The 25,467-nt window shown below is 51.0% G+C and carries 17 protein-coding genes; 3 read left to right on the top strand and 14 right to left on the bottom strand.

Annotated features, from left to right (window positions below):
- Positions 1–5 precede the first annotated feature (5 nt).
- From ACYVH9_RS22155 to ACYVH9_RS22095, 13 genes are all read right to left on the bottom strand, one after another.
- Entirely contained in the window at positions 6–332 is a 327-nt protein-coding gene (locus ACYVH9_RS22155; protein ID WP_460638596.1) for an L-rhamnose mutarotase, read from the bottom strand.
- A gap of 50 nt (positions 333–382) precedes the next feature.
- Positions 383–1,669 (bottom strand): L-fucose:H+ symporter permease, encoded by a 1,287-nt coding sequence (gene fucP, locus ACYVH9_RS22150; RefSeq protein ID WP_460638595.1) that lies wholly within the window; start codon positions 1,667–1,669, stop codon positions 383–385.
- Positions 1,670–1,718: 49 nt separating this feature from the next.
- Entirely contained in the window at positions 1,719–2,501 is a 783-nt protein-coding gene (locus tag ACYVH9_RS22145; RefSeq protein ID WP_460638594.1) for an L-fucose dehydrogenase, read from the bottom strand.
- 91 nt (positions 2,502–2,592) lie between these two features.
- Positions 2,593–3,417, bottom strand: coding sequence for an amidohydrolase family protein (locus ACYVH9_RS22140; RefSeq protein ID WP_460638593.1), 825 nt, complete (start codon positions 3,415–3,417; stop codon positions 2,593–2,595).
- A 274-nt stretch (positions 3,418–3,691) separates the two neighbouring features.
- Positions 3,692–4,546 (bottom strand): fumarylacetoacetate hydrolase family protein, encoded by an 855-nt coding sequence (locus tag ACYVH9_RS22135; protein WP_460638592.1) that lies wholly within the window; start codon positions 4,544–4,546, stop codon positions 3,692–3,694.
- A gap of 115 nt (positions 4,547–4,661) precedes the next feature.
- Complete coding sequence (locus ACYVH9_RS22130) at positions 4,662–7,112, bottom strand: carboxylesterase family protein (RefSeq protein WP_460638591.1); 2,451 nt, start codon at positions 7,110–7,112, stop codon at positions 4,662–4,664.
- Between the two features lie 20 nt (positions 7,113–7,132).
- Positions 7,133–8,572 carry an alpha-L-fucosidase gene (locus tag ACYVH9_RS22125; RefSeq protein ID WP_460638590.1) on the bottom strand — a complete coding sequence of 480 codons (1,440 nt, stop codon included), beginning with the start codon at positions 8,570–8,572 and terminating at the stop codon, positions 7,133–7,135.
- 123 nt (positions 8,573–8,695) lie between these two features.
- Positions 8,696–10,012, bottom strand: coding sequence for a vanadium-dependent haloperoxidase (locus ACYVH9_RS22120; protein WP_460638589.1), 1,317 nt, complete (start codon positions 10,010–10,012; stop codon positions 8,696–8,698).
- A gap of 2 nt (positions 10,013–10,014) precedes the next feature.
- Positions 10,015–13,350, bottom strand: coding sequence for a VCBS repeat-containing protein (locus ACYVH9_RS22115; RefSeq protein ID WP_460638588.1), 3,336 nt, complete (start codon positions 13,348–13,350; stop codon positions 10,015–10,017).
- Between the two features lie 78 nt (positions 13,351–13,428).
- Positions 13,429–15,012 (bottom strand): SusD/RagB family nutrient-binding outer membrane lipoprotein, encoded by a 1,584-nt coding sequence (locus ACYVH9_RS22110; RefSeq protein WP_460638587.1) that lies wholly within the window; start codon positions 15,010–15,012, stop codon positions 13,429–13,431.
- 27 nt (positions 15,013–15,039) lie between these two features.
- Positions 15,040–18,129, bottom strand: a complete 3,090-nt coding sequence (locus tag ACYVH9_RS22105; protein ID WP_460638586.1) for a SusC/RagA family TonB-linked outer membrane protein — start codon at positions 18,127–18,129, stop codon at positions 15,040–15,042.
- Positions 18,130–18,583: 454 nt separating this feature from the next.
- Complete coding sequence (locus tag ACYVH9_RS22100) at positions 18,584–19,357, bottom strand: SDR family NAD(P)-dependent oxidoreductase (protein WP_460638585.1); 774 nt, start codon at positions 19,355–19,357, stop codon at positions 18,584–18,586.
- A gap of 79 nt (positions 19,358–19,436) precedes the next feature.
- Positions 19,437–21,104 (bottom strand): UxaA family hydrolase, encoded by a 1,668-nt coding sequence (locus ACYVH9_RS22095; protein ID WP_460638584.1) that lies wholly within the window; start codon positions 21,102–21,104, stop codon positions 19,437–19,439.
- A 124-nt stretch (positions 21,105–21,228) separates the two neighbouring features.
- Here ACYVH9_RS22095 and ade point away from each other — a divergent pair, with 124 nt between their 5' ends.
- The 3 genes from ade (at position 21,229) to ACYVH9_RS22080 (ending at position 25,070) form a co-directional block, all read left to right on the top strand.
- Positions 21,229–22,950 carry an adenine deaminase gene (gene ade / locus ACYVH9_RS22090; protein ID WP_460638583.1) on the top strand — a complete coding sequence of 574 codons (1,722 nt, stop codon included), beginning with the start codon at positions 21,229–21,231 and terminating at the stop codon, positions 22,948–22,950.
- Between the two features lie 158 nt (positions 22,951–23,108).
- On the top strand, positions 23,109–23,699 hold the full coding sequence (locus ACYVH9_RS22085) for an RNA polymerase sigma factor (protein ID WP_460638582.1): 591 nt from the start codon (positions 23,109–23,111) through the stop codon (positions 23,697–23,699).
- Between the two features lie 99 nt (positions 23,700–23,798).
- Positions 23,799–25,070 (top strand): replication-associated recombination protein A, encoded by a 1,272-nt coding sequence (locus ACYVH9_RS22080; protein WP_460638581.1) that lies wholly within the window; start codon positions 23,799–23,801, stop codon positions 25,068–25,070.
- On the opposite strand, the gene ACYVH9_RS22075 is transcribed toward ACYVH9_RS22080, so the two are convergent.
- Positions 25,067–25,462 (bottom strand): hypothetical protein, encoded by a 396-nt coding sequence (locus ACYVH9_RS22075; RefSeq protein ID WP_460638580.1) that lies wholly within the window; start codon positions 25,460–25,462, stop codon positions 25,067–25,069. The genes ACYVH9_RS22080 and ACYVH9_RS22075 overlap by 4 nt on opposite strands.
- Positions 25,463–25,467: the final 5 nt, after the last annotated feature.

The raw sequence follows: 25,467 nt of genomic DNA, 5'->3' as shown, positions 1-25,467 counted from the left end.
GTCCATCAAAGCCGGAAAATGTTAGTAAGCAACAGCCATTTTTCTCCCGGTTTGGCCATCGGTAAAGCTTGCTGGTAGGTCCACATCAGATTTTCCCATTCCTGCACTTTGGGATTGGTCGCATCCATTTCGGTTTTTCGCTCAAAGGAAAACGAATCGTCGGTTTCCATAATCATAAATAAGCGGTTGCCGATGCGGTAAATCTCCATCTCGGTGATCCCGGACGACCGAATGCTTTCCTCAATTTCCGGCCGTAGTTTTTCGTGGTACTTCTCGTACTCGGCGATCTTCACTGGATCGTCTACCAGATCAAGGGCAAAACAGTAACGCATGAGGAGGTAAAAATTAAGCGTTAAAATGAATGGACAGAACTTATAATTCTTCACTCATAACTCTTAACTGATTCGGGTTTGTAGCCTTTCCAGCCATAATAGGCAACGACCAGAAAACAAAGAAGCGGGACAATGTAGGCAATTTTGATGTTGCTCTGGTCGGAAAGGTAGCCCATCAGTACCGGAAATAAGGCTCCTCCCGCAATGGCCATCACCAGCAGGGACGAACCCAGTTCGGTGTCTTCTTCCAGTCGGTTGATGCCGAGCGAGAAAATGGTAGCGAACATGATCGACTCGAAAAAAGGCACGGCAAAAATGGCCCAGACCGCCACCTGGGATTGCATCGTCATGGCCACCGCCAGCAATCCGGCGCTGATCAGCGAATACATCGTAAGCAAGCGATTGGCGGCAATAAACCGGGAAAGATAGGTACCAATGAACCGACCAATCAGGAACCCCAACATGGCCCAACCCAGCCATTCGGCGGCTGTTTTTTCGGGCACGTCGCTGGAAAATTTGGCAAACCGGATGAAGAAGCTCGTCACACATACCTGCGCCCCTACGTAGAAAAACTGCGCAATGACACCCCAGCGTAAATGTCGGTGCCGCCAAACCGATCCCAGGGTCGACGGCGCTTTTTTCTCGCTTTCGCCAATATCCGGCAGCTTCGTAAACATAAACAGTGCCGCCACGGCAATGACTACGATTCCGATGACAACGTACGGCATCTTCACCTGATCGGCTTCGTACTGCAGGTAATTGTTAAGCTGCTCCGCCGACATGGCCGCTAGCTCTTCATCCGAGTGTTCGATTCCGCTCAGAATAACACGCCCACCCACAACCGGTGCCAGAAAAGCGCCCAAACCGTTGAACGACTGACTAAAATTGAGCCGGGTTGTTGCCGTTGCCGGGTCGCCCAGAATGGTTACGTACGGATTGGCGGCTGTTTCCAGAAACGCACAACCGGAAGCAATAATGAACAACGCTCCCAGAAAAAAACCGTACATCCGCGTATCAGCAGCCGGTACAAACAGAAATGCCCCCGCAGCGTACATCACCAACCCCGCAATGATCCCACGCTGGTATCCGTACTTCTTCATAACGTACCCCGCCGGCAGCGCCATCAGGAAATACCCCAGGTAAACCGCCGAGTCGATCAGCGCCGATTGCAAGTCGGTCAGCTGGCACGCTTTTTTGAGGTGAGGAATCAGAATCGGTTCCAGGTTATGGACAAAAGCCCACAGAAAAAACAAACTGGTCACCAGCGCAAACGCCATTGTATAGCTGCGTGTTGAGCCGGTCGTGTGGGTGGTGGTTGAAGAAGGAACGGATGCCATGAAGGGGTAGGAAGTAAAGTTGAAAACTAGCGGATAAAGGCCGAAAAGGCTACGTGAGAGACCGATCCAGATGGACGTACCCGCCATCAACATAAATCAGCTGCCCCGTGGTGTGGCTCGACTTATCAGACAACAAGAACACCACCATATTGGCGATTTCCTCCGGGGTAGTCATCCGTTTTTCCAGCGGTATTTTTGAGACAATGCTATCCAGTTTGGCTTTTGGATCATCGAACGTTTTGATCCAGTTTTCGTACAAAGGCGTCCACGATTCGGAAACCACAACGGCATTAACCCGAATGCTGTACGGCAGTAATTCTACTGCCCATTCGCGCGTCAGGGCGTTTCGTCCTCCGTTGGCTGCGGCATAGGCCGAGGTATTGCCCTGACCGGTTTCGGCAGTTTTGGAGGTAATATTAACAATCGCTCCTTTGGACTGTTTTAAGGCGGGTAAGGCATGATGGGCCATCAGGTAGTAGTGGACCATATTCTTGTGCAGCGACTGCATAAACCGCTCGTAATCACCCTTCTCCAGCCCTACACCGTCATTTACCCCGGCGTTATTGATCAATCCATCAATGCGGCCAAATTTTGCCAGTGTCTGTTCAACGGCTTTTTTACATTCTTCGGGTTTCGTCAGTTCAGCTGCAATCTGAAAAGCTTGCGCGCCAATTGCCGTCAGAGCCTCGACGGCCCGTAAGTTATCGGCTTCATTCCGTCCAATAATGACCGGAATAGCTCCTTCGGCGGCCAATACGGACGAGATTCCTTCGCCGATTCCTTTGGCTCCACCCGTTACAATAATTACTTTTTCTGTTAGGTTCAGGTTCATAAACGGTTTCGCAGACCAAAGCCCGCGCGTTTGTGATTAACAATTTATTTTGCGATGGTTTTTCAGACAAAAGAGAAGCTATCTCCGCCCGCTACAACTTGTAAAATTGAATGGCATTTGCGCCAAAAAACTTCTGCCGGACTTCCTCTCCCCACGGTCTGACGTAGTCCTCCACGATGCTTTTCATCTGATCGTATTCAGCCGCAACCAGGCACACGGGCCAGTCGGAGCCAAAAACCAGCCGGTCGGGCCCGAATTGTTCAAAAACGATATCAAGGTAGGGGCGAAAATGCTCCGGTTTCCAGCTTCGCCAATCGGCTTCGGTCACCATGCCCGACACCTTACAATACACATTCGGGTGTTTGGCAATTTCGGTCATGTAATTCGACCAGGTATTGACTTTTTGGTCCCGGATGTAGGGTTTAGCCAGGTGATCGATAATGAACGAAACCTCCGGCACCGCTCGAACCAGGTGCAAAGCCGCTTTTAACTGGTTGGGGTAAATCAGAATGTCGTACGTAAAGTCGAAAGCCGCTAGTTGCCGAACTCCCCGGATAAATTCCGGACGCATCATAAAATCTTCCGGTTCAGCCTGCACCACGTGCCGGAATCCTTTCAGTTCTTCGTACTGCGAGAAATATTCCAGCTTGTCGTAAAGATTATCCGCCCGCAGATCGACCCAGCCGACCACCCCTTTGATAAAACCGTAGGCTTCGGTCAGGTGCAATAAAAAGGCCGTTTCACTTTCCGACTGATCGGCCTGTACTGCCACGCAGCCATCGATGCCGTTTTGTTGCAGAACCGGCTCCAGATCGGCGGGTAAAAAATCCCGCCGAATCCGTTGCATATCTTCCGTAATCCAGCTATCCCGTTCCGGATTGTACATCCAGAAATGCTGATGTGCGTCGATTGTCATTGGAATGAAAAGTTGAAAATTAAAAGGTAAAAGCTGGTAGCATGCAGCAAATTCTCATCTTGAATAACCGCCTGTAGCCTCTTCGAGATTGGCTCCAATTGAAGTACCACTTTTTAATAATTGATCCGCAATCTTAATCGGCACTTTTTATTTAATGAACCATTTATACAGATTTGCGATGCGAAAAGTAAACACCTTTATTTGAACAACACGCTCTTTCGAGTCGGCCATGCGCTCTAGCCTTTACTTTTAATTTTGAACTTTTAATTTTTAATTAACTATACGAAACCGCCGTTTGCTTCTGCGTGCCCAGGCCTTCGATACCCAGTTCGACCACATCGCCCGGTTTAAGGAAACGTTGTGGCTTTAGGCCCATGCCCACACCGGCTGGCGTTCCCGTTGAAATTACATCGCCGGGTAAGAGCGTCATGAACTGGCTGATGTAGCTGACCAGCGTCGGAACGTCAAAAATCATGTCGTCGGTGTTGGAATCCTGCAAGGTTTCGCCGTTGAGACGCAGCCAAAGACCCAGTTTATTCGGGTTAGGCACCTCGTCTTTGGTGACCAGGAAGGGTCCCAGGGGGGCAAAAGTATCGGCGCTTTTGCCTTTCACCCACTGCCCACCGCGCTCGAGCTGAAACGCCCGTTCGCTGTAATCGTTGTGAACGGCGTAACCAGCGATATAATCAAACGCTTCTTCCTTGGAAACGTACGTCGCTTTTTTTCCGATGATGATGGCCAATTCTACCTCCCAATCCGTTTTTTCCGACTTTTTCGGGATCACCACATCGTCATCGGGCCCTACCAGCGCCGTGGTAGATTTGAAAAACAGAATGGGCTCGGCTGGAACGGGAGCATTGGTTTCGGCGGCATGTTTGGCGTAGTTCAGACCAACACAGACAATTTTGGAGGGCCGTTTGATGCACGAAGCCCGGCGGACATTACCCGATACGGTCGGGCAGCCAGACGCGTTGCCATCCAACCATTGGGCGAGTTTTTCCAGACCGTTGTTAGCAAAAAAATCCTCGTCAAAATCCTGTCCAAAAGCAGATACATCCAGACTAGCACCCGAGGGCAGCATAACACCGGGGCGCTCATCACCCGGCGCGCCAAAGCGAAATAGTTTCATTGTGGAGGGTTTATGTGTTAGAATAAAGCGAAAACCAGGCTATTTATAACCTTGGCCGCAAAGGTAAACCACCAAAGTCAGATCGCAACGGTTGCGCCCGAATCTTATTGGATTCCTACTGCCCTACCGCTTCCTGGCTTTCCAGTTGCCAGTTGTTATTAAAAAAACCGGCTTTACGAACGCCTTTGATTCCGTCTTTTACCATTTCGAGGCCAAAAATCATGTAATCCGGAAAACCGCTTCCGGCAGCAAAATATTGATTCGCGTCAGCAGCTTTCAAGCCCGGCAAACCGGTTCCGGCTACCACCGCGACCGAAGCCACCGGACTGTCCGAACGCGGCCACGCAAAATAGGCGCTGATGTCTTCGCCCGTAAACCGTTCTGACCCAATCGTAACCTGTCCCCGCTGAACCTGAATCGGGCAGTTTGCCAGCAGTCCGTTCCAGGCCCGGTTTGTGGTGGCGTTGCCGAAAAGAACCACACCCCGGTCAGCGTATTGGGCCGGATCAAAGTCTTTGTCCGCTACCAGATCAACGGCGCCATTGCCCCGATAATACCACGTTTCGGCATCGTAGCGGGCTTTGTTGTACGCCCAGTCGTTTTCGGCTGCGGTACCAGCGGTTCCGTATACAAATACCATCCGATGGTTGAAGGGCTCTTTAAACGTCCCATTCCGGTGCGCCCCTTTCTGCTTGACGGCTGGCTTGGCTCCAAGTTGCCACTGATCTTTTTTAGCAAGATATAACCGCTCGTCGGCACTTTTAACGGTATGATGAACAGCATTCAGACTATCCAGGGCGATGGTGACGGTTTCGCCCGGTGTAAAATCAGCCAGGCTCAACGAAAGCAACGCCACATTCTCGGTTTTACCCGCAATCGTTTTCTTATCCCGCTTTAGCTGAACGCGGCTGTATTCCAGCGGGTGTTGCTGCTGCTCAACGGATACCCATCGCATGGTGGACGAAATACCGGGGTTAGCCGTCGTGAAATCAATGGTCGTAACGGCGCTGTCAGCCTTGATCCGGTGCCATTTGAAGTAATCAAAAATGGGGGTCCAATCCACGCTTTCGTTGCCGTACCAATGTGACCCACCAGGATATTCATAATGGGTAAAATCCGGGTGAAACGTACCGAGCAGCTTGCGCATCTGCCGGGCGTATTCCACCGAAACCGTACGGTCGGCGTCGCCGTGCAGAATATAAACACCCAGCGGTTTGTAATTGGAAGCCAGCCTGATCACATTACTGGGATTGCTGGACCGCAGCAACATTTTTTCCATTGCCGTTCCTCCTTCTTCCGGAATTTTTCCGTCGTGCGACCCGTAACCGGCCAGCGTGGGATAACCCGCACAAGGCGCAATGGCGGCCCAGTTTCCCGGAAATGTAGCCCCCAGATACCAGGTACCGTGCCCACCCATCGAGTGCCCCGTCAGATAAATCCGTTGCGGATCGGGTTTGAATTGCTGCTTCGCCAGATTGAATACTTCCAGCGCATCCAGCCGCCCCCAGTCTTCCCAGTTAAAACCGCGCGGACGGCGGTTGGTCGGTGTCACCAGCACACCCCAGTCTTTCGGCTGGTAGGCCCGCGCCTGTCCGATGGCTTCGACCCCGGCACCGTGTACCGACAAAAACAACGCGGGCGCTTGGCCATCCGATTGGCTTTGCGGAGCCACCCCAAAATACTGCACACTTCCGTCTATATTGCTAATAAATGTCTGGCTGTAGTGTTCGCCCAGTCCGGCAACGTTCAACGTCACCGTTTTTTCGTCGATCGGTTTTGTAGCTTGCAGCAGTGTCAGAGCAACGGTTCCGTCTTCTTTCTTGGCAACGCCCGACGCATCCATCCGAAATCCTACTTTTCGGGTGGTCATCGCCGGAACCGCTGGCAGATCGGTCACCAGTTCTTTCCCGGCCATGCGGCTTTTTATCTTCAAACCCGTTAACGGTTTCTTTGTGGTGTTCACCAAAACGACTGCTCCCCACAACGGTTCCGTTTGTTTTCCCAAAACCACACTCGGTAGTGTCGGATCGCCGATCGCCAGCGTTACCGGTTTTTCGGGAAACATCAGTTGAGCGGTCACTCCTTGAAACCGTGAAAATTGCGAGGTACGAACGTAAATTTCGTTCAGTCCTTTTTTGAGTGCCACCGGAATTTGCAACCAACCCAGCGCATACGGATCTCCCGCGTGAGGTTCTCCATTGACGTACACCATGTTATGACCCGTTGCCTGCAAAAGCCCTACCTGCGCCCGGTCGGCCTGATAGGTCAGATACAGATACCCGTTGTTGAACGAACGACCCCGAAACTTGCCTTGTTGATCAAGGGTGATGGCCTGCCAGCGTAGAGAGTCCGTGCTGGAAACCGTGAACCCCTGCCCTGCTACCGGTTTTTTCAAATCACCCCGGTATAAATGATAGGCCAGTTGATCGGTATACAAGGCCTCACGCCCATACTGATGACAGGGTCCAATGGCCAGTCCCTGCGTAAATTGGTAAACGCGCTGGGCCTGACCAGTCAGGCAGGTGCCGAAAACGAAAAGAATACCAAGTAGAAAACGGTTTTTCATAACAAGCTGAGAAAAAGAGATCAAGCCATTTTAAAGACCCAGACGGGCTTTCCAGCCAGTTGTTGCCGCACTTTTTCCGGAATACTGATTTCTATGCCATTACCTGCTTTTTTCCATTTTAAGACTTGTTTTGCCCCCAAAATTGTTAGTGAAGCCTTTGCTTTGGATGGAGCAATGGGCAGTGTAACCGTTGCAGGCAATAAAGTTTCTTTTTCCGTTGGCAGATAGGATGCGTAGGAAGCGTTACCGTTGGATGTGAAAGCCCATTGGTTTTGACGATACGGTGCAAGCGGTTTGGTTCCATAAATCGATTCGCCATTCACCTGCATCCAGGCACCAATTTCTTTCAACCGGGCGTAGGCTTCTTCATGCCATTCGCCGTCGGGACCGGGTGCGATGTTCAGCAGCATGTTGCCGTTCTTGGCCACAATATCCACCAGCATCTGAATCAGTTTACGAGCGGGTTTAAAGTTTTCCTTCGGAATGTACGACCAGCTATCGCCCATCGTCAGACAGCTTTCCCACGGAATCGGCATGTACTGATCCGGAATTTGCTGCTCGGGCGTTACGTAATTCTCGAATTCACCCGAAACCGTGCGATCCACAACGAGCAAACCCGGCTGTTTTTGCCGACCCATCCCGGCAATTCGGGCCATATCGATATCCTGGCTATACGGAATGGTGCGCTGCCAGCTCACCGTCGAGTCAATCGTACTGGCTGGGCGCACCCAGCCGCCGTCCAGCCACAGAATGTCAACCTGACCGTAATCGGTCATCAACTCCTCAATCTGATTGTAGGTAAAGTTGCTGAACTTCTTCCAGAGATCGGGGTATTTTTTGGGATCGTACGTCACATTGCGGTCTTTCGGCGGAAAATACGGCCACCAGTACGAATCAACGTTCCAATCGGGTTTTGAAAAATAGGTTCCCACCATGAAGCCCTGATTTCGAAACGCGCCCAGGATTTCCTTCGTAACGTTGCTGCGCGGATTTGACGCAAACGGCGATTTGCTGCTGGTAATTTTATAATCCGTCTGCTTCGAATCGAACATGCAAAAACCGTCGTGGTGCTTGGTGGTGAAGATCATGTACTTCATCCCGGCCGCTTTGGCCGCATCAGCCCAACGTTCGGGGTTGAAGCGCGTTGGGTTGAACGTTGTCTGCAGGTTTTCGTACGCTTTTTTGTAGCCGTACCAGTCGTTGGCGTACGGCCCCCGACGCTCACACCAGCCCTCGTCTTCCGGGCACAGCGACCACGATTCGACCACGCCCCACTGGCTGTAGGTCCCCCAGTGCATCAGCAACCCAAATTTAACATCCTGCCACTGCGCCAGTTTATTCTTTACCTGATCGTCTTTTGGCCAGACGTACTTTGAATGGTTTTGTTCGGAATGCTGCTGTGCTCTTGCCGAAACCGAAAGCAAAACCGCCAATCCCAAGCTGAGGATCGTTTTTTTCATAGGTTAATTGTGGAAATTGTTGGGTTAATTCTGTGCAATGTGATCTCAGTCGGACGCTACCCGCGACGTTAATCGGGAATCCTACCTATCCTGAACTTAGACTCTGATTGGATAAAAATCCTCTTACAGCGCCATTTTCTGAATAAAATACCGTCCCACGTTTCGGCCTTGCTCTACGCCGTTGTCGATCGAATCCCGGAAATGAATTCCGCCGTATAAACGCGAAATGGCGGCTTCATTGGCGGCTTGTTCGAACGAACGAAAGGAGCGCGCCGGAATGCCAAATTCAACCTCGACCGTATCGGTGTACGGAATGGGTCGCCCCGCCAGTTTGTTCAAAACCGTCGCAATGGCCGCCGACATCACGCTGTGTCCACTGGTATACTCCGGAAACGGCGGTGTTTGGAGCATGGGGCGCCAGTCGCGGTCAATTTGCTGATTGATAACGGTTTCGGGCCTGATGCGATTGCTGTGATACTTTTCTTCCCAACAGGAAATAAAGGCATCGGCCATCACTAGCCCCACCAACGTGTGCCAGCGCACGGTTTCGGCCAGCGGCATTTTCTGTTGCGTACACACGATGCTCGTAATGCCCATCCAGTGGCCACCAGGCGTAATTTTCTTGGTACCGAAACTAACGTGCCCTTTTTGATTGAGGAAAAACGGGTTACAATCCCAGAAGGCCGCAATGTGTTTTTGCTGACTGGTCAAAGCACGGGTTGTGTCGTAAACCTCCTGGGCCAGCAGGTAAAAGGGCGAGCCTTTTTGCTCACTGTAGACCACCATCGGATGGGGCCGAAACTGGGCGGCACTGTCAAGTAAAAAAGGCCGGAGTTTGGCCCAGTGGGGTTCATAGGCTTCCGAATAAGCCGGTGGCGTCGGCTGCCAGTAGCCGGGCTCACTGGTCGGCGTATACCGTAAATAACCGCTCGTTTTGATATAACCATCCTGAGCGGCATACCGGACCAGCTTCTTCACGACGGTATCGGCATAAGCCCGCGTCGCCTGAATTTGTGCCTCATTCAGTTTGTAGCGGGTTTTGGCTTCTTTAAGCAATTCTTCGCGGTCTTTTTCCAGCGTGTAACCCGATGGCAGCAACTCTTCTCCCATCCGCAGCAAGGCATATAAACTCCCCAAACGCGCGTTGACCTGATCTTTTTTGGGTGCCAGGAAGGTAGGATAACTGCGCAATAAACCGTGGAAAGCCGGGTAGTTGGCCGGGCGTTGCTGCTGATACAACAGTTCGTAAGCCGCCAGATTGGCGTAGGCGTAGTAACGAGCCGACGCACAGGGACCCGTGACGTCGTTCACCATCACATCCGTCAGTTTCTTCAACGTCCGGGCGTAAGCTGCTGTTTCCGTTTCGACGCTCGGGGGCGTTAGGGCCTGACTAAATCGTGCAATGCTAACAAAGAGGAGGACTAAATACGTTTTTTTCATAATCAACGGGCTTTCTGATAAACCCGAACGGTATCGTTGTTACGGCCAAATAGAATTTTCGTGCCGGTTTTTTCTTCCAGCACGACAATGTCCCGCACATCGCCTTCTACCCAAAAACCGGCCCGCGACTGTGGTACGTACGAGAAGCGCATCTTGCCTTCGTTTTTAAATAGGGTTCCGTAGTTTGCATCCATCTTCCCGATTTTGATGCGCGTGTACGACTGATTGCCGCCTACCAGCAGATCCTTCAATCCGTCGCCATCGTAGTCGAACAGTGAAATGGCGTAAATGGGAGCAAACTGGGCTTCAACGGGCAAATCATGCTTCGTAAAGGTACCATCGCCCTTGTTTTCCAGCATCACCGAGCTAAAAGCGGTAGCCTGAAGTGTATCGGCCATTGCCAATTGCGCTGGCGTCAGAATTTCCTTCAGGGTTGCGTCAGCGTAGGATTGATAGGTCGGGAATTTCCGGCGAAGCGGAAAAAGTTGATTCAGGGCTTCATCACGGCTCACCAACGGGTACGATTGGCCCTGCACGTAGTAACACAGGAATGGATCAACGGCCTCATTTTGATCGAAATCGCCGTAAATCATTGTAACGGGTTCCTTGGCCGTAGGTTTCATCTGGCAATTGCGGCCAAAATTCCCGACCACCAAATCCAGATCCCCGTCGTTGTCCAGATCCGCCACCTCGATACGATTCCACCAGCCAGCCGGAGCAATGGGCATACGGGTGAGAACACGTGAAGAAGCGTTTTCGCCCTGGCCATTTTTCAACACCGTGACTGGCATCCATTCCCCGGCGATAACCAGGTCCTGCCAGCCATCCTTGTCCACATCAAAAGCAACGGCATCAGTAACCAGACCGATCTTGGTCAGAAAAGGAGCCAATTGGGCAGTTTGGTCGGAGAAAACGCCTTTTCCATTGTTGATCAGAATCCGACTACTAGCGGGTTCGGGATAACGCCCCGGCACAACCCGCCCGCCAACAAACAAATCCAGATCGCCGTCTTTATCGATATCAAGGGCCACCACACAGGCATCACTCACGGTTTCGTCGGGAAGCGCGTTGCCCTGGCGTGTAAAATTTCCTTTTCCGTCGTTCAGGTAGAGTCGATCCTGCAACAGCAAATCTTCCGATAAATACGCAAAACCCCCACTGGCAACGTACAAATCCTGATCCCCATCGCCGTCGGCATCGAAGAAAAGCGCATCGGTGTCTTCATACATTTTGTCGGCGTCAAAAGCGGGTTGCGGCACGGTTTTCCAACCACCCGTTTTCTCCTGAATCAACAGGGTTCCGGGCTGGCCTTTTGCGCCGGCAGCATACAAATCCAGCAAACCGTCGCCATTGACGTCGGCTTTCGCCAGGTGCGGGCCCTGAAACGACAACATATTCGGAATCAGCAATTGACGTTTGAAGTCATTGTAGGCATCCTCAATATGGTCATACGGCAGGGTATCGCCCGGCACTTCCGCAAACAGCGGTTTTTCGTCGGTATGCGTGCTCCAATTGTATTTTCCAGCAGCCTCTTCCGGTTTCAGGACCAGTCTCTGATTGGAATTGACCTGGCGAAGCACCTGCGTCCGGTCGTCGGGCCAGACAATGCGCAGGCTATCGACGGTTTTGGCCGAGCCTACGCCGAAATGCAGGGGCGTGTACATACAGGACTGAAAGCCGCGCGACGGATTAAATTCCTGATACTGCGTAGTGCCCTGCGCATACACCCACACTTTCGCACCAGTAGCGAGCGTAGCGGAATTTTGCCCTATCTGTATCTGCAGGTAGCGCTGCTCCGCCACCGGGCTATCGTTGCGGTAAATTGATGGTGGCGTGTTGATGTTGTTCGTAATGATTTCCAGATCGCCGTCGTTGTCCAGATCAGCATAAACCGCCCCGTTCGAAAGCGCCCGCTGATCCAGCCCCCAGGCTTTCACTTTATTCTCGAAGGTAAGTTGTCCGGTATTCCGAAAAATATAGTGCTGTGTGGCCGTGGAAGGCATCTGCTTGAGAATGTCCATCATGGCTGTCGAGTCTCCGCGCGCAATCTTCAGCTGCTGATCGGCGTAGAACTTCATGAAATCCATGTTGGTATAATCGCGCAGATAGCCATTGGTCACGTACAAATCCTTCCAGCCGTCGTTGTCAAAATCCGCAAACAGCGGGCACCAGCTCCAGTCGGTATTGGAAATCCCCGCCAGCTGGCCGATTTCGCTGAATTTGGGAACCAGAAAACCGTTCTGCTTTTTCACGCCAGCGTTTAATTGCAGCATATTCCGCATCAACTGGTGGTAAAAACCGTTGCGGAGCATGTTCTGGTAAGTTTCGTAGTTTTCCGGTCCAAAGAGCAGTTTCTGGCGCCGGTTGTCTTCGGGCAGCATATCCAGCGTAAAAATATCCGGCAAACCGTCGTTGTTAATGTCTGTCACTTCGTTCCCCATCGAGAAGTAGCTCAAGTGCCCAACCGACTGTTCCAGCGAATCGTGAAAGTGACCTTTTCCGTCGTTCAGGTAGAGGTAATCCTGCTCGATATAATCGTTGGAAACGTAAATATCTGGCCAGCCATCCAGGTTAATGTCGGCAATGGCAACGCCCAGCCCGAACCCGATCGGATTGCCTTTGATTCCGGCGGCCTCGCTGACATCGACAAATTTCCCGTTATCATTCCGGAACAGCCGGTCGCCCGCAAATTCATCGCGCATGGCTTTCACCGCAGCTGCGTCAAACCGTTTAAAGTCTTTGATGTTATGGTTCAGCAGAAAGCAGTCCAGATCGCCATCTTTGTCGTAATCGAAAAAAGCGGCCTGGGTGCTGTGCGTGGTTAAATCCAAACCGTACTGCGCGGCTTTTTCTGTAAAGGTCAGATTTTTATTATTGATATACAGCCGATTGCGTCGTTGTTCAGGCCGACCGCTCCCGGAATAGCAGACATAAATATCAAGCCAGCCGTCGCCGTTGATATCAACCAGGGTCACGCCGGTTTTCCAACCCATCCCCTTGCTGACGCCCGCCGAGGAGGAAATGTCCTTGAACTTTAGCCCGCCCTGGTTCAGGTATAGACGGTCAGACACCATATTGCCGGTAAAGTACAGATCGGGCAAACCGTCGTTGTTCAGGTCACCCACGGCTACCCCTCCACCGTTGTAAAAATATTCGTAGGCCAACACATTGTTCTGTTCAGTTTCAACTAGTTTATTGACGAACCGAACACCGGTTTGTTGGGGAGTGAGCAGCGTGAACTGGGCCTGTGCGGAATCCTGGATCAGCAGCCCAAGGAGCGCGAAGAATGAGGAGAGGATGCGCCCGGTAGTAGATGTTGAATGGATGAGATGGATCATGTAAAAGACTTACGGGTTAATAAGCCGTTGTGGGATTGGCCTATTAACCCGTAAGTTACAAATTATCAAACAAGTTAATTACTGTTTATCCCACCAAACGCGGGTCGTAAACAGATCAGGACCTTGGACGGCAATGGCCGCATTGTACTGAGCGGCATTCCGGCTGGCTTCGGATGAAGGATACCGCAACCGGCGCATGATCGTGCCGCCCGTTTCGTTGCCGGGGTAATTGGTCGGCGTCAATACCGGATATCCCGTCCGACGCCAGTTGGCGTAGGCTTCGTAGGAGTTCAGGAAGTTAACTGCCCAATACTGCGTTCCAATCTGCTCCATCTGTTGCGCCGTCGTGCCGCTTGCCAGATACGGATGGGCCGTCAGATAAGCGGTGATGGCCGACGCCGGGATTGTGCCGCCGTACAGTGACATCATGCTCATGGCCGCCGTCACGCCTTTGTTGTAGTGAGACGCTGCCTGACCGTCGCCCCAGCCACGAACAGCGGCTTCTGCCAGCAGGAATTCCACTTCCGCGTAGGTTTGGAAAATCGTCGGAGCTGCGTTGTTAGCGATTTTGTTCAGGTTAGCCTCCGAATACGTGGCCATCGAGTTATCATTCCAGGTTGGAATCAAGGTTTTGATGGTCGTTACATCATATCCATTCGGCAGGCCTTTTTGCTTGGCCGGGTCCGTGGCAGATGCTTCTTTCGTCGGATCGGCGTTTCCTTCCCAGAGAGTAGCAATGAATGGCAAACGAGGATCATTGTTGTTTTTCAGGAAGTTAACAAACGTCTGACTCAGTTTGCTATTGGCATTTCCTTTCAGGTTAGCCGCATCGTATTCCTGCGTTCTGAGCGTGTTGCTGTCCAGGTTCCGCTTGTTGTCATCACCCTCAACGTGGTTCACTTTCGCAATGTCATCATTGCTTTGCATCACGCCACCGGCAATTGCTTTCTTCACATACTGCTCCGCTTTTGCCGGGTCAACTTTTGTCAACCGCATCCCCAACCGAAGCATCAGTGAATAGCCGAACTTCTTCCATTTGGTCAGGTCACCACCATAGATGATGTCGCTGGTACCGTACCCGGTTTTGGCTGGGTCGAGGGCCTGAGTGGCCTGATCCAGCTCGTTCAGCATATCCGCGTAAATATCGGACTGCTTATCGTATTTCGGCGAATATGTATTGGTCAGATAGCCCTTGGCCGCTTCAGAGTACGGGATGTCGCCGTACAGGTCCGTAATCCGGTGGTAACCAAATACCCGGAAAATCCGTGCAACGTTGTACAGGTTTGACTGAGCCGGGTCATCTTTCGTTAAGGAAACGATTTGCTCCAGTTCTTTGACGTGCGATCCGTAGGCTGTTTCGAAGAAAGCGTCCGAATACGGGGCGTTGTACAGGTATTTATCTCCCGACCAGTAGGTGTTCAGAGCTGCAAAGTGCTGAATGATGGCACCTGCATAGATCAGGTTCCCCCGGTGGTTTTCGTACCCCGTACCCGCCGTTTTAACAATGCTGAACGAGAGCAGGTTCGGAATAACCGGCGTCGTCAGGGCGTTGGGGTTGGTATTCAATTCCTCAAAACCGTTATCGCAAGAGGAGATCAGAAGGCTGGCACCCAGAATACCGGTCAGGATCGGCAGCCGTCTTCTTTTTATCGCTTTTAACATAGTGTAATCGTGTTAAATCTGTATTTTTTAGAAACGTACCATCAGGTTCAGACCGTAGCTGCGAGCGGGCGGAACACCGAACATTTCGAGGCCCTGCGCGTTACCGCTGTTGTAGGTCGATTCTGGATCAACGTTTGGCACTTTGCTGTAAAGCAGCAGCAGGTTACGAGCAACCAGAGACAGGCTAACCGACTGAACCGGCGCTTTGCCCAGCAGCGACTTCGGCAATGAATATCCGAAGGTCAACTGACGCAGTTTTGCAAAATCTGAGCTGTACAGGAATGGTTCGGTCAGCGTGGTCAAACCACTGTAATAATCCTGAACGTCTTTTCCAGCAAAGGTTTTGGAATACGCATCGCCGGTTGGCGTTACACCCGTCACCGTCAAACCACTTTCGCGACCTACCAGCGTTTCTTTCGCTAAACCGCGGGAATACGCAAAGTAGTTGGTGGCACTGTACAGTTTAGCACCGAATTTCGCGTCAATCAGGAAGCTCAGTGAGAAGTTTTTGTAGTTAAACGTGTTGGTCAGACCCATCGTCAACGGCGGAACACCCCGGCCCAGCATCATGAATTCGCTGCGCATTGGCACCCCCGTAGCGGTGTTATATACGGTGTTTCCATTCGCATCCGTCAGGGCTTTGTAACCGGCGATCATACCGTACGGTTGCCCCTGGAAGTGGTAAATATAAGCGCTCTGCGTACGAGACTGATCCAGTTCCAGACGGGTCAACCCTTCCGCAATCCGCACCACTTTGTTGTCGTTATAAGCCATGTTGTAGGCCACATTCCACGTAAAACCGCTGGCGCGTTTGATCGGCGTTCCAGTCAGCAGGATCTCAACTCCTTTGTTAACTACTTCACCCACGTTCAGCAGTACGTTGCCGTAACCAGACGCCGAAGAGGTTGAAGCCGTTACTGGGTCATTTTTCGTTACCCGGTTGTAATAGGTCAGGTCAACACCCAGCGCGTTGTTAAACAATTTGGACTCGACACCTAATTCCAGCGTCGTTGACGTATTTGGTTGCAACAGGGCGTTGGGGATTGTTCCACCGTTCACCCGCATCAGCGGAATACCACCCACATACGAGTTACCTTCCAGCGCATAAGTCAGGTTCAGGGCGTACGGGTTCGGATAACCACCACCCACCTGGGCCAACGAAGCCCGAACCTTACCGTAGCTCAGCCAGTTTCCTTTGTTCTTGATAACGTCTGAGAAAACAAAGCTCAGACCCGCTGATGGATAGAACAGGCTGTTGTTGGCTTTTGCCAGCGTCGAGAACCAGTCCTGACGACCAGTTAAGGTCAGGAACAGCACGTTCTGGTAGCTCACATCGGCCGAAGCAAACAGCGAGTTAATTCCGTAGCTGTTGAAGCCGTAACCAGGCGTTTTGTTGATGGTGTTATCCAGGAAGTAGTTGAACGGCACGTTGAACTGGCTTCCGTTGAAGCTCATCTCTTCCGTTGAGCGACGCATCCGGTTTGCACCAGCAATAGCATTAACGGAGAATGCCCCAAATTCCTTGTCGAAGCCCGCCAGTAATTCTGCGTTGGTTTCCTGAATCTGAACCTGACGACGGTTCATGGCACCCAGGGTGGCGTAAGCCAGACCGGTTGGTTCGATACTCAGGTACTTCATCATGTTGTTGTCCGTACCTACCCGCCCCCGGATGTACAGGAAGTCGGTAATGTTGTAGCGGGTGCTGAACGATCCCAGGAAACGGTTCCGGATATCTTCATTTTTCACTTTGTTTACAACAAAATACGGGTTCTGCGCGTAAACGCTGCTGTTCCACAGGGCTTCATAACCGCGCGCATCGTAACCTGGATCCAGGGAACGGATATCGACCGTGTTGGCGATCATCTGCACCCCAAAGTTTGGGTTTTTCGGTGTATCCGACAGGAAGGTCCGGTTCGTTCCGGTTTCAACATTGTATTGAGCAACTCCTTCGAATACTACTTTTTTCGACAAGTTGGCGTTAGCACTCAGGTTGAACGACTTCCGGTTGAAACCAGAATTCGGAATGCTGCTTTTTGAGTCAAGGTTTGAAGCCGAGAAACGGAAGCTGGCTGCATCGTTGCCACCCGCTACTGCCACGGTATTGGTAAACGTGCTACCGGCATTGTAGAAGTTTTTGACGTTATCTTTCTGCGCCGAATAAGGCCGTGATACGCCGTCAAATTGCGTATAAGGCTGACCATCAATCCGGGCACCCCATGATTGTGCACCCGTGTTGATCGCTTCCTGCTGTGTAGCGGGTTTTGCCTGACGAATTCCTTGTCCGTACTCATACTGCCAGTCGGTCAGGTTGAAAGGGCGATCCATCGTATAAGTACCGTTGTATTCAACACCAATACCTTTCTGGCCTTTACCGGTTTTCGTAGTAATCAGAATAACCCCGTTCGATGCCCGGGAACCATACAGAGCCGCAGCCGTTCCCCCTTTCAATACCGAAATAGTTTCGATATCATCCGGGTTAATACTGTTCAACCCGTCACCTGTATCAGTTCCACCCCACATACCCGCCGAGTTGACGTTGGTATTATCGATGGGAACACCGTTTACCACATACAGGGGTTGGTTGTTACCGCTCAAAGAACCGTTACCCCGGATAATAACCCGGCTCGAACCACCCGGCCCCGTTGCCGTGGCCGTGGCATTCACCCCGGCTACTTTACCGGAAAGGGCATTTCCCAGGTTGATTTCACGAGCCTGCGTGAAATCCGAGCCTTTCACTTCAGTTACGGCGTAACCGAGCGCTTTTTTATCTTTCGCAATACCCAAAGCCGTTACAACAACTTCGTCCAGCGTTTTGTCATCTTCCGCCAGCGATACATCAATGGTAGTCTGATCGCCAACAGTAATATTCTGGGCGACAAAACCGAGTGATTGAATAACCAGTACGCTCCCTTTAGTAACGCTGATCGAATACCGTCCTTCAGCGTCCGTGATGGTACCTCTGTTCGTTCCTTTGACTAAAACATTAGCCCCAGGAATGGCGCTCTTGTTTACGTCTGTCACTTTTCCCTGCACATTCAGCTGTTGAGCCCAGGCCAGGCTACAACTCAGCATCAGTAAGGTAAAAAGGAATGTAAACCTTTTTTTACATAGCTTCATTGGTTGTCAATTAGGTGGTTGGTGATAAATAATTACTACCTGTATACTGCTCGATGGCATACAGCTATGACTGTGCTCGGGAATAGTGCACCCATATTAGTCGCCTATTTTGCAGGAAACAGCAATAAAATTTTGCTAAGAGAATACTGACGACAAATATATTTCTTTTTTTAAAAAATTTAATAATACATCAAGCAATTTTAAATTAATGTTATATTAAAATGGTTCTTATACAAATTTGTGTTTATCTAATAGATGCACTTTCTCTTAACCACTATTTGCACTATTTTAACATACAACAACTGATATCACCCCCCTGCAAACTAGTATCATTCCTGTATTGAATTGAGTAAAATCGCTTATTTACAATGTGTTTTAAATTTACGTAAAATAAATAAAGCCCGAAAATGCAAAAAGCACATTTTCGGGCCCACATTTAATTATTAACGCTTTTTTAATTGTTCAACCGAACAAAACCGCCGTCGATGGGGTAATCGCAACCGGTAATAAAACCTGCTTCATCTGAACATAGATACAACGCTAACCCAGCGATCTCGGCAGGCTTGGCCATCCGACCGATAGGTTGAGTGGAAGCCAGTTTTGCAAACATCTCGGCTTCTTTACCCGGGTAGTTTTTCGCCAGAAAACCGTCTACGAACGGCGTATGAACCCGGGCGGGTGAAATGCAATTACAGCGAATGTTATGCTTAAGGTAATCCTTGGCAATCGATAAGGTCATCGACACCACAGCTCCCTTTGTCATCGAGTAGGCAAACCGGTCCGGAATACCCACCGTTGCCGCAATCGACGCCATGTTCAATACCACGCCCCCGCCATTGGCTTTCAAGTACGGAATCGTTGCATACAAACAGTTGTAAGCGCCTTTTACATTAACCGTGAAGACGCGGTCAAAGTCGGCTTCGGTGGTGGTTTCAACGGTTCCAATGTGAGACACTCCGGCGTTATTGACCAGAATATTGATCGGCCCCTCCACGGCTATTTGCCCAATCACCTCCACTACCTGCGCCTGATTCGACACATCAACGGCGTGGGCACGCGCCCGGCCACCGCTGGCGTTGATGTCTTCGGCCACCTGACGGGCCAGATCAGCGTTCAATTCCAGAATATGCACCAGCGCCCCCGCCTGCGCAAACGTCTGGGACATGGCCAGCCCAATCCCGCTGGCCCCACCCGTAATGATGGCTACTTTATCTTTTAAACTGAACATATTTTTTAAAATGAGCGACTGAGTGAATGAGCCAATAACCCGACGGTGTTTTGGTTTTTATTCATTCACTCAGTCAAAATTATAAAGAAACGCCCCTTTTCCAGGGAATGAAATCATCCTGGCCGAGTTGCTGAGCTTTGGTTTTTACTTCCCCACTGGCGAGCTGGATTACGTACTCCAGCATGCGCTCGGCATTGTGCTCGATGGTTTCTTCGCCTTCGATAATGGGGCCGCAATCGAAATCGATCACGTCGGGCATCCGTTTGGCCAACGCGGTATTGGTCGAGATTTTGGCAACCGGACAAATCGGGTTTCCGGTGGGCGTTCCTAATCCTGTCGTAAACAGAATGATGTTCGTGCCAGAACCGGCCATCCCGGTGGTTGCTTCAACATCATTCCCGGGTGTACAGAGCAGGTTCAGACCGGGCGTTGTGGCCGGTTCGGTGTAATTCAGCACATCGGTTACGGGCGACGTTCCGCCTTTTTTGGCTGCCCCCGCCGACTTGATAGCGTCCGTAATCAATCCGTCACGAATATTGCCGGGCGACGGGTTCATATCGAAACCAGAACCAACTGCTTCGGCTTTGGCCGAGTAATCCTGCATCAGATGAATGAATTTTAGGGCTTTTTCGTCCGACACCGAGCGATTAACCAGTTCCTGCTCCACACCGTTTAACTCCGGAAATTCGGCCAGTACAGTGGTTGCCCCGAGTGTGACCAGGATATCCGAGAGATGCCCGATGGCGGGGTTGGCTGATAAGCCCGAAAAACCGTCGGAGCCACCGCATTTCAAACCGACCGCCAACTTACTCAGGGGCGCTGGCTGGCGCTCAATTTTGTTGGCTTCAATCAACCCGAGGAAGGTTTCGCGGATGGCGTTGGTCAGCATGGCGTATTCAGTGCCGTCCTGCTGTTCAAAAATCAACATAGGTTTGTTGAATTTCGGATTGCGCTTCCGAACCTCATCTTCCAGCATCGAGGTCTGCGTATGCTGGCACCCCAGACTTAATACCGTCACCCCAACCACGTTTGGGTTGTTGATAAAACCGGCAAATAACCCACAGAGCGCTTCCGAGTCCTGCCGGGTGCCTCCACAGCCCATTTCGTGCGTCAGGAACTTGATTCCATCAATGTTTTTGAATGGTCGTTTGGCCGTCGGTTCATCCAGGGTTCGCATGATTGACGGATCAGCAAAAGGCTCCATTTTATGCACCTTGTTGACTTCTCCGGCTTTGTAAAGTTGCAGCAGTTCGTGCACCTGCTCGCGGTAAATCTCCGACTGGCCGTACCCGAGTTCACGCTCGAAGGCATCCTTCAAAATCAGAATATTGCGGTTTTCGCAAAAAACCAACGGCACCACGAGCCAGTAATTGGCCGTACCCACCATGCCATCGGCGCGGTGGTAGCCCATAAACGTCCGGCTGCGCCAGGCCGATACATCGGGTGCCTGCCAGCTATACGGTTGTTTTTTGTCGATACCGTATTGATCGGCATCGTGCTTGAGATTAAACGTCGTGATGGGTTCGCCCCGTTTGATGGGCTGGGTGGCTTTACCGACCAGCACCCCATACATGATCACCGAATCACCGATTTGCAAATCTTCAGTTACAAACTTGTGTTTGATCCCCACGCCAACCGGCAACGTGTAAACTTCTCCTTCAAAATCAATTTGATCACCGGGTTGAAAATTTTGGAGGGCGACAATAACATTATCGGCGGGGTGTACTTTCAGAACTTTATGCTGCATAGTTATAAAGAGTAGGAATAATACGGGATTTTGAGCAATCTGCATCCCGTTGTAATTCAAGGCACAAAAGTCTGTGAATTATCACTAATATTGAAAGAAAAACCGCAAGATTCTTTACCCATTCATGCAAGTTTCTGGCAATCTCCTCAATCTTTTCGACCGAACGATCCGTTTCAGCCAATTGACCATCGAGCAGGGCCGGATTCACCAAATCGACGAACTGGGCCCCGAACGCACCGGCGCACCGTATTTGCTCCCCGGTTTTGTGGATGCTCACGTCCACATCGAAAGTTCGCTGCTCACACCCGCCCAGTTTGCCCGGCTGGCGGTTATACACGGAACTATAGCCACGGTGTCCGATCCGCACGAAATTGGCAACGTGCTGGGCGTTGCGGGTGTCGAATACATGATTGCCGATGGCAAACGCACGCCCTTCAAGTTTTGCTTTGGGGCTCCTTCCTGCGTTCCGGCCACCACCTTCGAAACCGCCGGAGCAACCATCAGCGTCCGGGATGTCCGACGGTTGTTGGGGATGAAAGAGATTGGCTACCTGGCCGAAATGATGAATTTTCCGGGCGTTCTGAATCAGGATTCGGAGGTTATGGCAAAAATCGCCCTAGCCAATGCGTACAACAAACCAATTGACGGTCACGCGCCCGGCTTGCGGGGCGACGACGCCCAGCGCTACATTGACGCTGGCATGAGTACCGACCACGAATGCTTCACCTACGAAGAAGGGCTGGACAAGGTGCAACGGGGAATGAATATTCTGATTCGGGAAGGCAGTGCGGCCAAAAACTTCGAAGCGCTGATTCCGTTACTGGAAAACTTTTCCGAAAAAATCATGTTCTGCTCCGACGACAAACACCCCGACAGCCTGGTTGAAGGCCATATCGACCAATTGGTGAAGCGGGCGTTGGCCAAAGGTCACGACTTGTTTAACGTACTGCGGGCAGCCTGCCTGAACCCGGTTCTGCACTATCGGTTGCCGGTAGGGCTGCTGCGTGAAGGCGACCCGGCGGATTTTATCATGGTCCGGAATCTGACGGATTTCGCCGTTATTCAAACCTGGATCAACGGCTCAATCGTGGCAGAGAACGGCATTTCGCACCTGCCGGATTTACGGAGTGAACACGTGAATCAGTTCCATTGTGAGATCAAAAAACCGTCGGATTTCGAATTGATCGCTAACAGTTCTGCTGCGAACCAACGGGTTGCTACGACTGATCTGCAGTCGAAACTACCCGCCACGAGTCTAATTACCACCCCGACTCCGCAACCACTGCAACTCCGCGTTATTGAGGCCTTGGATGGGCAACTGATCACAAATCAATTACTCCATTCTCCGACGGTTGTTGAAAACCGTGTTGTCTCCGATGTCTCGCGCGACATTTTAAAGATCACTGTTGTCAACCGCTACCAAAACACGGTGCCCGCGCTGGCATTCATCCAAAACTTCGGGCTGCAAAAAGGGGCCATTGCATCGTCGGTTGGCCACGACTCGCACAACATCATTGCCGTAGGTTGCGACGATGAAAGCCTTTGCCAGGCCGTCAACCTGGTCATTGAAGCCCGGGGCGGTTTGAGTGCAGTCGCCGACGCCACCCACCAGCAAGTCCTTCCCCTCCCCATTGCCGGTCTGATGACCGATGCCGACGGGTTTGCCATCGCACAGGACTACACCGCCATTGACCGGTTTGTCAAAGATGTGCTGGGTAGTACCCTCACCTCCCCTTTCATGACCTTGTCATTCATGGCGCTGCTGGTCATTCCGCACCTTAAACTTAGTGACAAAGGCTTGTTTGACGGGCAACATTTCCGGTTTACCGCTCCACTCGCCGTTTGATCTTTGCGGCAGGTATGCTTGCATACTACCATAAAAATAATCCAATTATTACAAGTTTTTGTAAAAAAAGCTTTCGACTATTTTTATTACCAAGTTTTGTTAATAAGTTTACATTCTATACATGAGTGCTTTGTATTGACCCATCCTAAACCATTATTATGCCTCGCTACCGCACCCCGTCCGGTATTGACGAAGAGCAACTCTGGGACCAGTTCCGGAGTGGCGACGAAGTGGCTTTCGCCCGGCTTTATAAAGAATATGTGCAAGTGCTCTACCACTACTGCGCTCACTTTACTCCCGACCGCGCTTTAATCAAGGATTGCATTCACGATTTGTTTGTCGAGTTGTGGAAACACCGGCAAACCATCGGCCAAACTACTTCCGTCCGGTTTTACCTGATGGCGTCGATTAAGCGCAAGCTGGTTCGTCACCTCAACGCCGAGCTGAAATTCAGCAGTCAGGACGATGTTGAAAACGACCGCGAATGGTTGCCCGGCTGCGCCCCCTCCCACGAATCGACGCTGATCTCGTTTGAAGAAGATGACCACGTCAATTCCTGCGTAACAAAGGCTATCGAAAAGCTTCCCCGCCGTCAGCGCGAAGCCGTTTACCTGCGGTATTACCAGAATTTAAGCAACGAAGAAATTTCGTCGTTGATGCAAATTAACATTCAGTCGGTTTACAACCTGATTTTCGGGGCGTTGACGAATCTGAAAAAATACATCTCGCCGGATAAAGTGGTTTTGTAATACAGGGGGATTTAACTCTTGCATGCCCTTTGACGTTTACCGATTCAGGTTGCCTACCTTTGTACCCTGAATCGATAAATTTCAAACAGCAAATTCTGCATGAACCCCATTACTACGCCCCTTCCCGAACGGATGCGCCCCCGCACCCTGGATGATGTCATTGGCCAGCAAAAACTGATTGGGCCCGGTCGGGCTCTGCGTCGCGCCGTCGAGTCCAATCGGATTCCGTCGATGATTTTGTGGGGGCCGCCGGGTGTCGGAAAAACGACGCTGGCCCAGCTAATTGCCGAAGCTACTAAGCGTCCATTTTTCAGTTTGAGTGCTATCAATTCGGGCGTCAAAGAAATTCGCGACGTATTAAGTCGTCCGTCAGGCTTGTTTCCGCCCGTAGTTTTCATTGATGAAATCCACCGATTCAACAAAAGTCAGCAGGATGCCCTGCTTGGAGCGGTAGAAAAAGGCACGATTACCCTGATTGGTGCGACCACCGAAAATCCGTCGTTTGAAGTCAATTCGGCGCTCCTCTCCCGCTGCCAGGTTTATATTCTGGAATCGTTGGGTGTCGATGAACTGAAACAACTAATCGACAATGCCCTCCAAAAAGATAGCTATCTCAAAGAAAAAAGAATTACCGTTGCCTCGTACGATGCTCTTATGCGGCTCTCAGGTGGTGATGGCCGCAAGTTGCTGAACTTGCTGGAGCTGGTGGTAACGTCACGACCGGACAACCAGGAAATGACCATCGACGATGAGCTGGTGACCACCGTTGCCCAGCAACAAATCGCTCGCTACGACAAATCCGGTGAGCAACACTATGATATTATTTCGGCGTTTATCAAATCCCTGCGGGGCAGTGATCCTAACGCGGCTTTATATTGGATGGCCCGGATGCTCGTGGCCGGCGAAGACCCGGTTTTTATTGCCCGCCGGATGTTGATTCTGGCTTCGGAGGACATTGGAAACGCCAATCCTACGGCCATCATCATGGCAACAAACGCCATGCAGGCCGTTAAAGCCATTGGTTATCCCGAATGCCGGATTGTGCTATCGCAGGTTGCGGTTTACCTGGCCACTTCACCCAAAAGCAATGCTAGTTATGTCGCTATCAACGAAGCGATTGCGCTGGCCGAACGAACAGCCGATCAACCCGTACCGCTTCATTTACGAAACGCCCCCACAAAATTGATGAAACAAATCGGGTATGGTCAAAACTACCAGTACGCACACGACTTCGACGGCAATTTTACCCCCCAGAATTTTTTGCCCGATGAATTAAAAGGTACCAAATTGTACGAACCCGGACAGAATGCCCGCGAAAACGAAATCCGGAAACAATTGCAACGCTGGTGGGGCGATTGGTATGAGTACTAATAGGGTACCGGCCGACGAAAAAACAAGGGTTGCCGACTGTTTTCGGCATTGTAAGTGTGAATAGAACGCAGTAGAACAATAATCAAAACAACATCAAACAACTGCACGGTTTGAGCGGATAGCAATTCGTTGACCAGTTTGGCATTGAGTTTAACAATACCAAACAGTGCCCATAGCCATTTGTAGAAATAACGCGGATAATCGCTCTGAGCCTCCCGAAAAAAAAGCAAAAAAAAGCCCACGCAAAGAATAATCCCCGATACCTGATGTACTTTTAGTGGCAAATGAGTCATTAACGCGAACGAAGCGAGCAGGGCACTCATGCCCATAATCATCCATTCCGCTACTGTCGGCTTACGAAGAAATATGCCCCAAACACGTTTGCTATTCATTGGCT

The sequence above is a fragment of the Larkinella harenae genome, assembly GCF_054780515.1.
Note: the sequence above shows the minus strand (reverse complement) of the source record. Positions and strands in the feature narration are given on the sequence as shown.

Bases quoted from the DNA above. Each gene is read 5' to 3' on its own strand.
- fucP (WP_460638595.1), bottom strand. From the start codon at position 1,669: ATGGCATCCGTTCCTTCTTCAACCACCACCCACACGACCGGCTCAACA.
- ACYVH9_RS22080 (WP_460638581.1), top strand. From the start codon at position 23,799: ATGAACCCCATTACTACGCCCCTTCCCGAACGGATGCGCCCCCGCACC.
- ACYVH9_RS22110 (WP_460638587.1), bottom strand. From the start codon at position 15,012: ATGTTAAAAGCGATAAAAAGAAGACGGCTGCCGATCCTGACCGGTATT.
- ade (WP_460638583.1), top strand. From the start codon at position 21,229: ATGCAAGTTTCTGGCAATCTCCTCAATCTTTTCGACCGAACGATCCGT.
- ACYVH9_RS22120 (WP_460638589.1), bottom strand. From the start codon at position 10,012: ATGAAAAAAACGTATTTAGTCCTCCTCTTTGTTAGCATTGCACGATTT.
- ACYVH9_RS22095 (WP_460638584.1), bottom strand. From the start codon at position 21,104: ATGCAGCATAAAGTTCTGAAAGTACACCCCGCCGATAATGTTATTGTC.
- ACYVH9_RS22140 (WP_460638593.1), bottom strand. From the start codon at position 3,417: ATGACAATCGACGCACATCAGCATTTCTGGATGTACAATCCGGAACGG.
- ACYVH9_RS22135 (WP_460638592.1), bottom strand. From the start codon at position 4,546: ATGAAACTATTTCGCTTTGGCGCGCCGGGTGATGAGCGCCCCGGTGTT.
- ACYVH9_RS22115 (WP_460638588.1), bottom strand. From the start codon at position 13,350: ATGATCCATCTCATCCATTCAACATCTACTACCGGGCGCATCCTCTCC.
- ACYVH9_RS22130 (WP_460638591.1), bottom strand. From the start codon at position 7,112: ATGAAAAACCGTTTTCTACTTGGTATTCTTTTCGTTTTCGGCACCTGC.
- ACYVH9_RS22075 (WP_460638580.1), bottom strand. From the start codon at position 25,462: ATGAATAGCAAACGTGTTTGGGGCATATTTCTTCGTAAGCCGACAGTA.
- ACYVH9_RS22105 (WP_460638586.1), bottom strand. From the start codon at position 18,129: ATGAAGCTATGTAAAAAAAGGTTTACATTCCTTTTTACCTTACTGATG.
- ACYVH9_RS22155 (WP_460638596.1), bottom strand. From the start codon at position 332: ATGCGTTACTGTTTTGCCCTTGATCTGGTAGACGATCCAGTGAAGATC.
- ACYVH9_RS22145 (WP_460638594.1), bottom strand. From the start codon at position 2,501: ATGAACCTGAACCTAACAGAAAAAGTAATTATTGTAACGGGTGGAGCC.
- ACYVH9_RS22085 (WP_460638582.1), top strand. From the start codon at position 23,109: ATGCCTCGCTACCGCACCCCGTCCGGTATTGACGAAGAGCAACTCTGG.
- ACYVH9_RS22125 (WP_460638590.1), bottom strand. From the start codon at position 8,572: ATGAAAAAAACGATCCTCAGCTTGGGATTGGCGGTTTTGCTTTCGGTT.
- ACYVH9_RS22100 (WP_460638585.1), bottom strand. From the start codon at position 19,357: ATGTTCAGTTTAAAAGATAAAGTAGCCATCATTACGGGTGGGGCCAGC.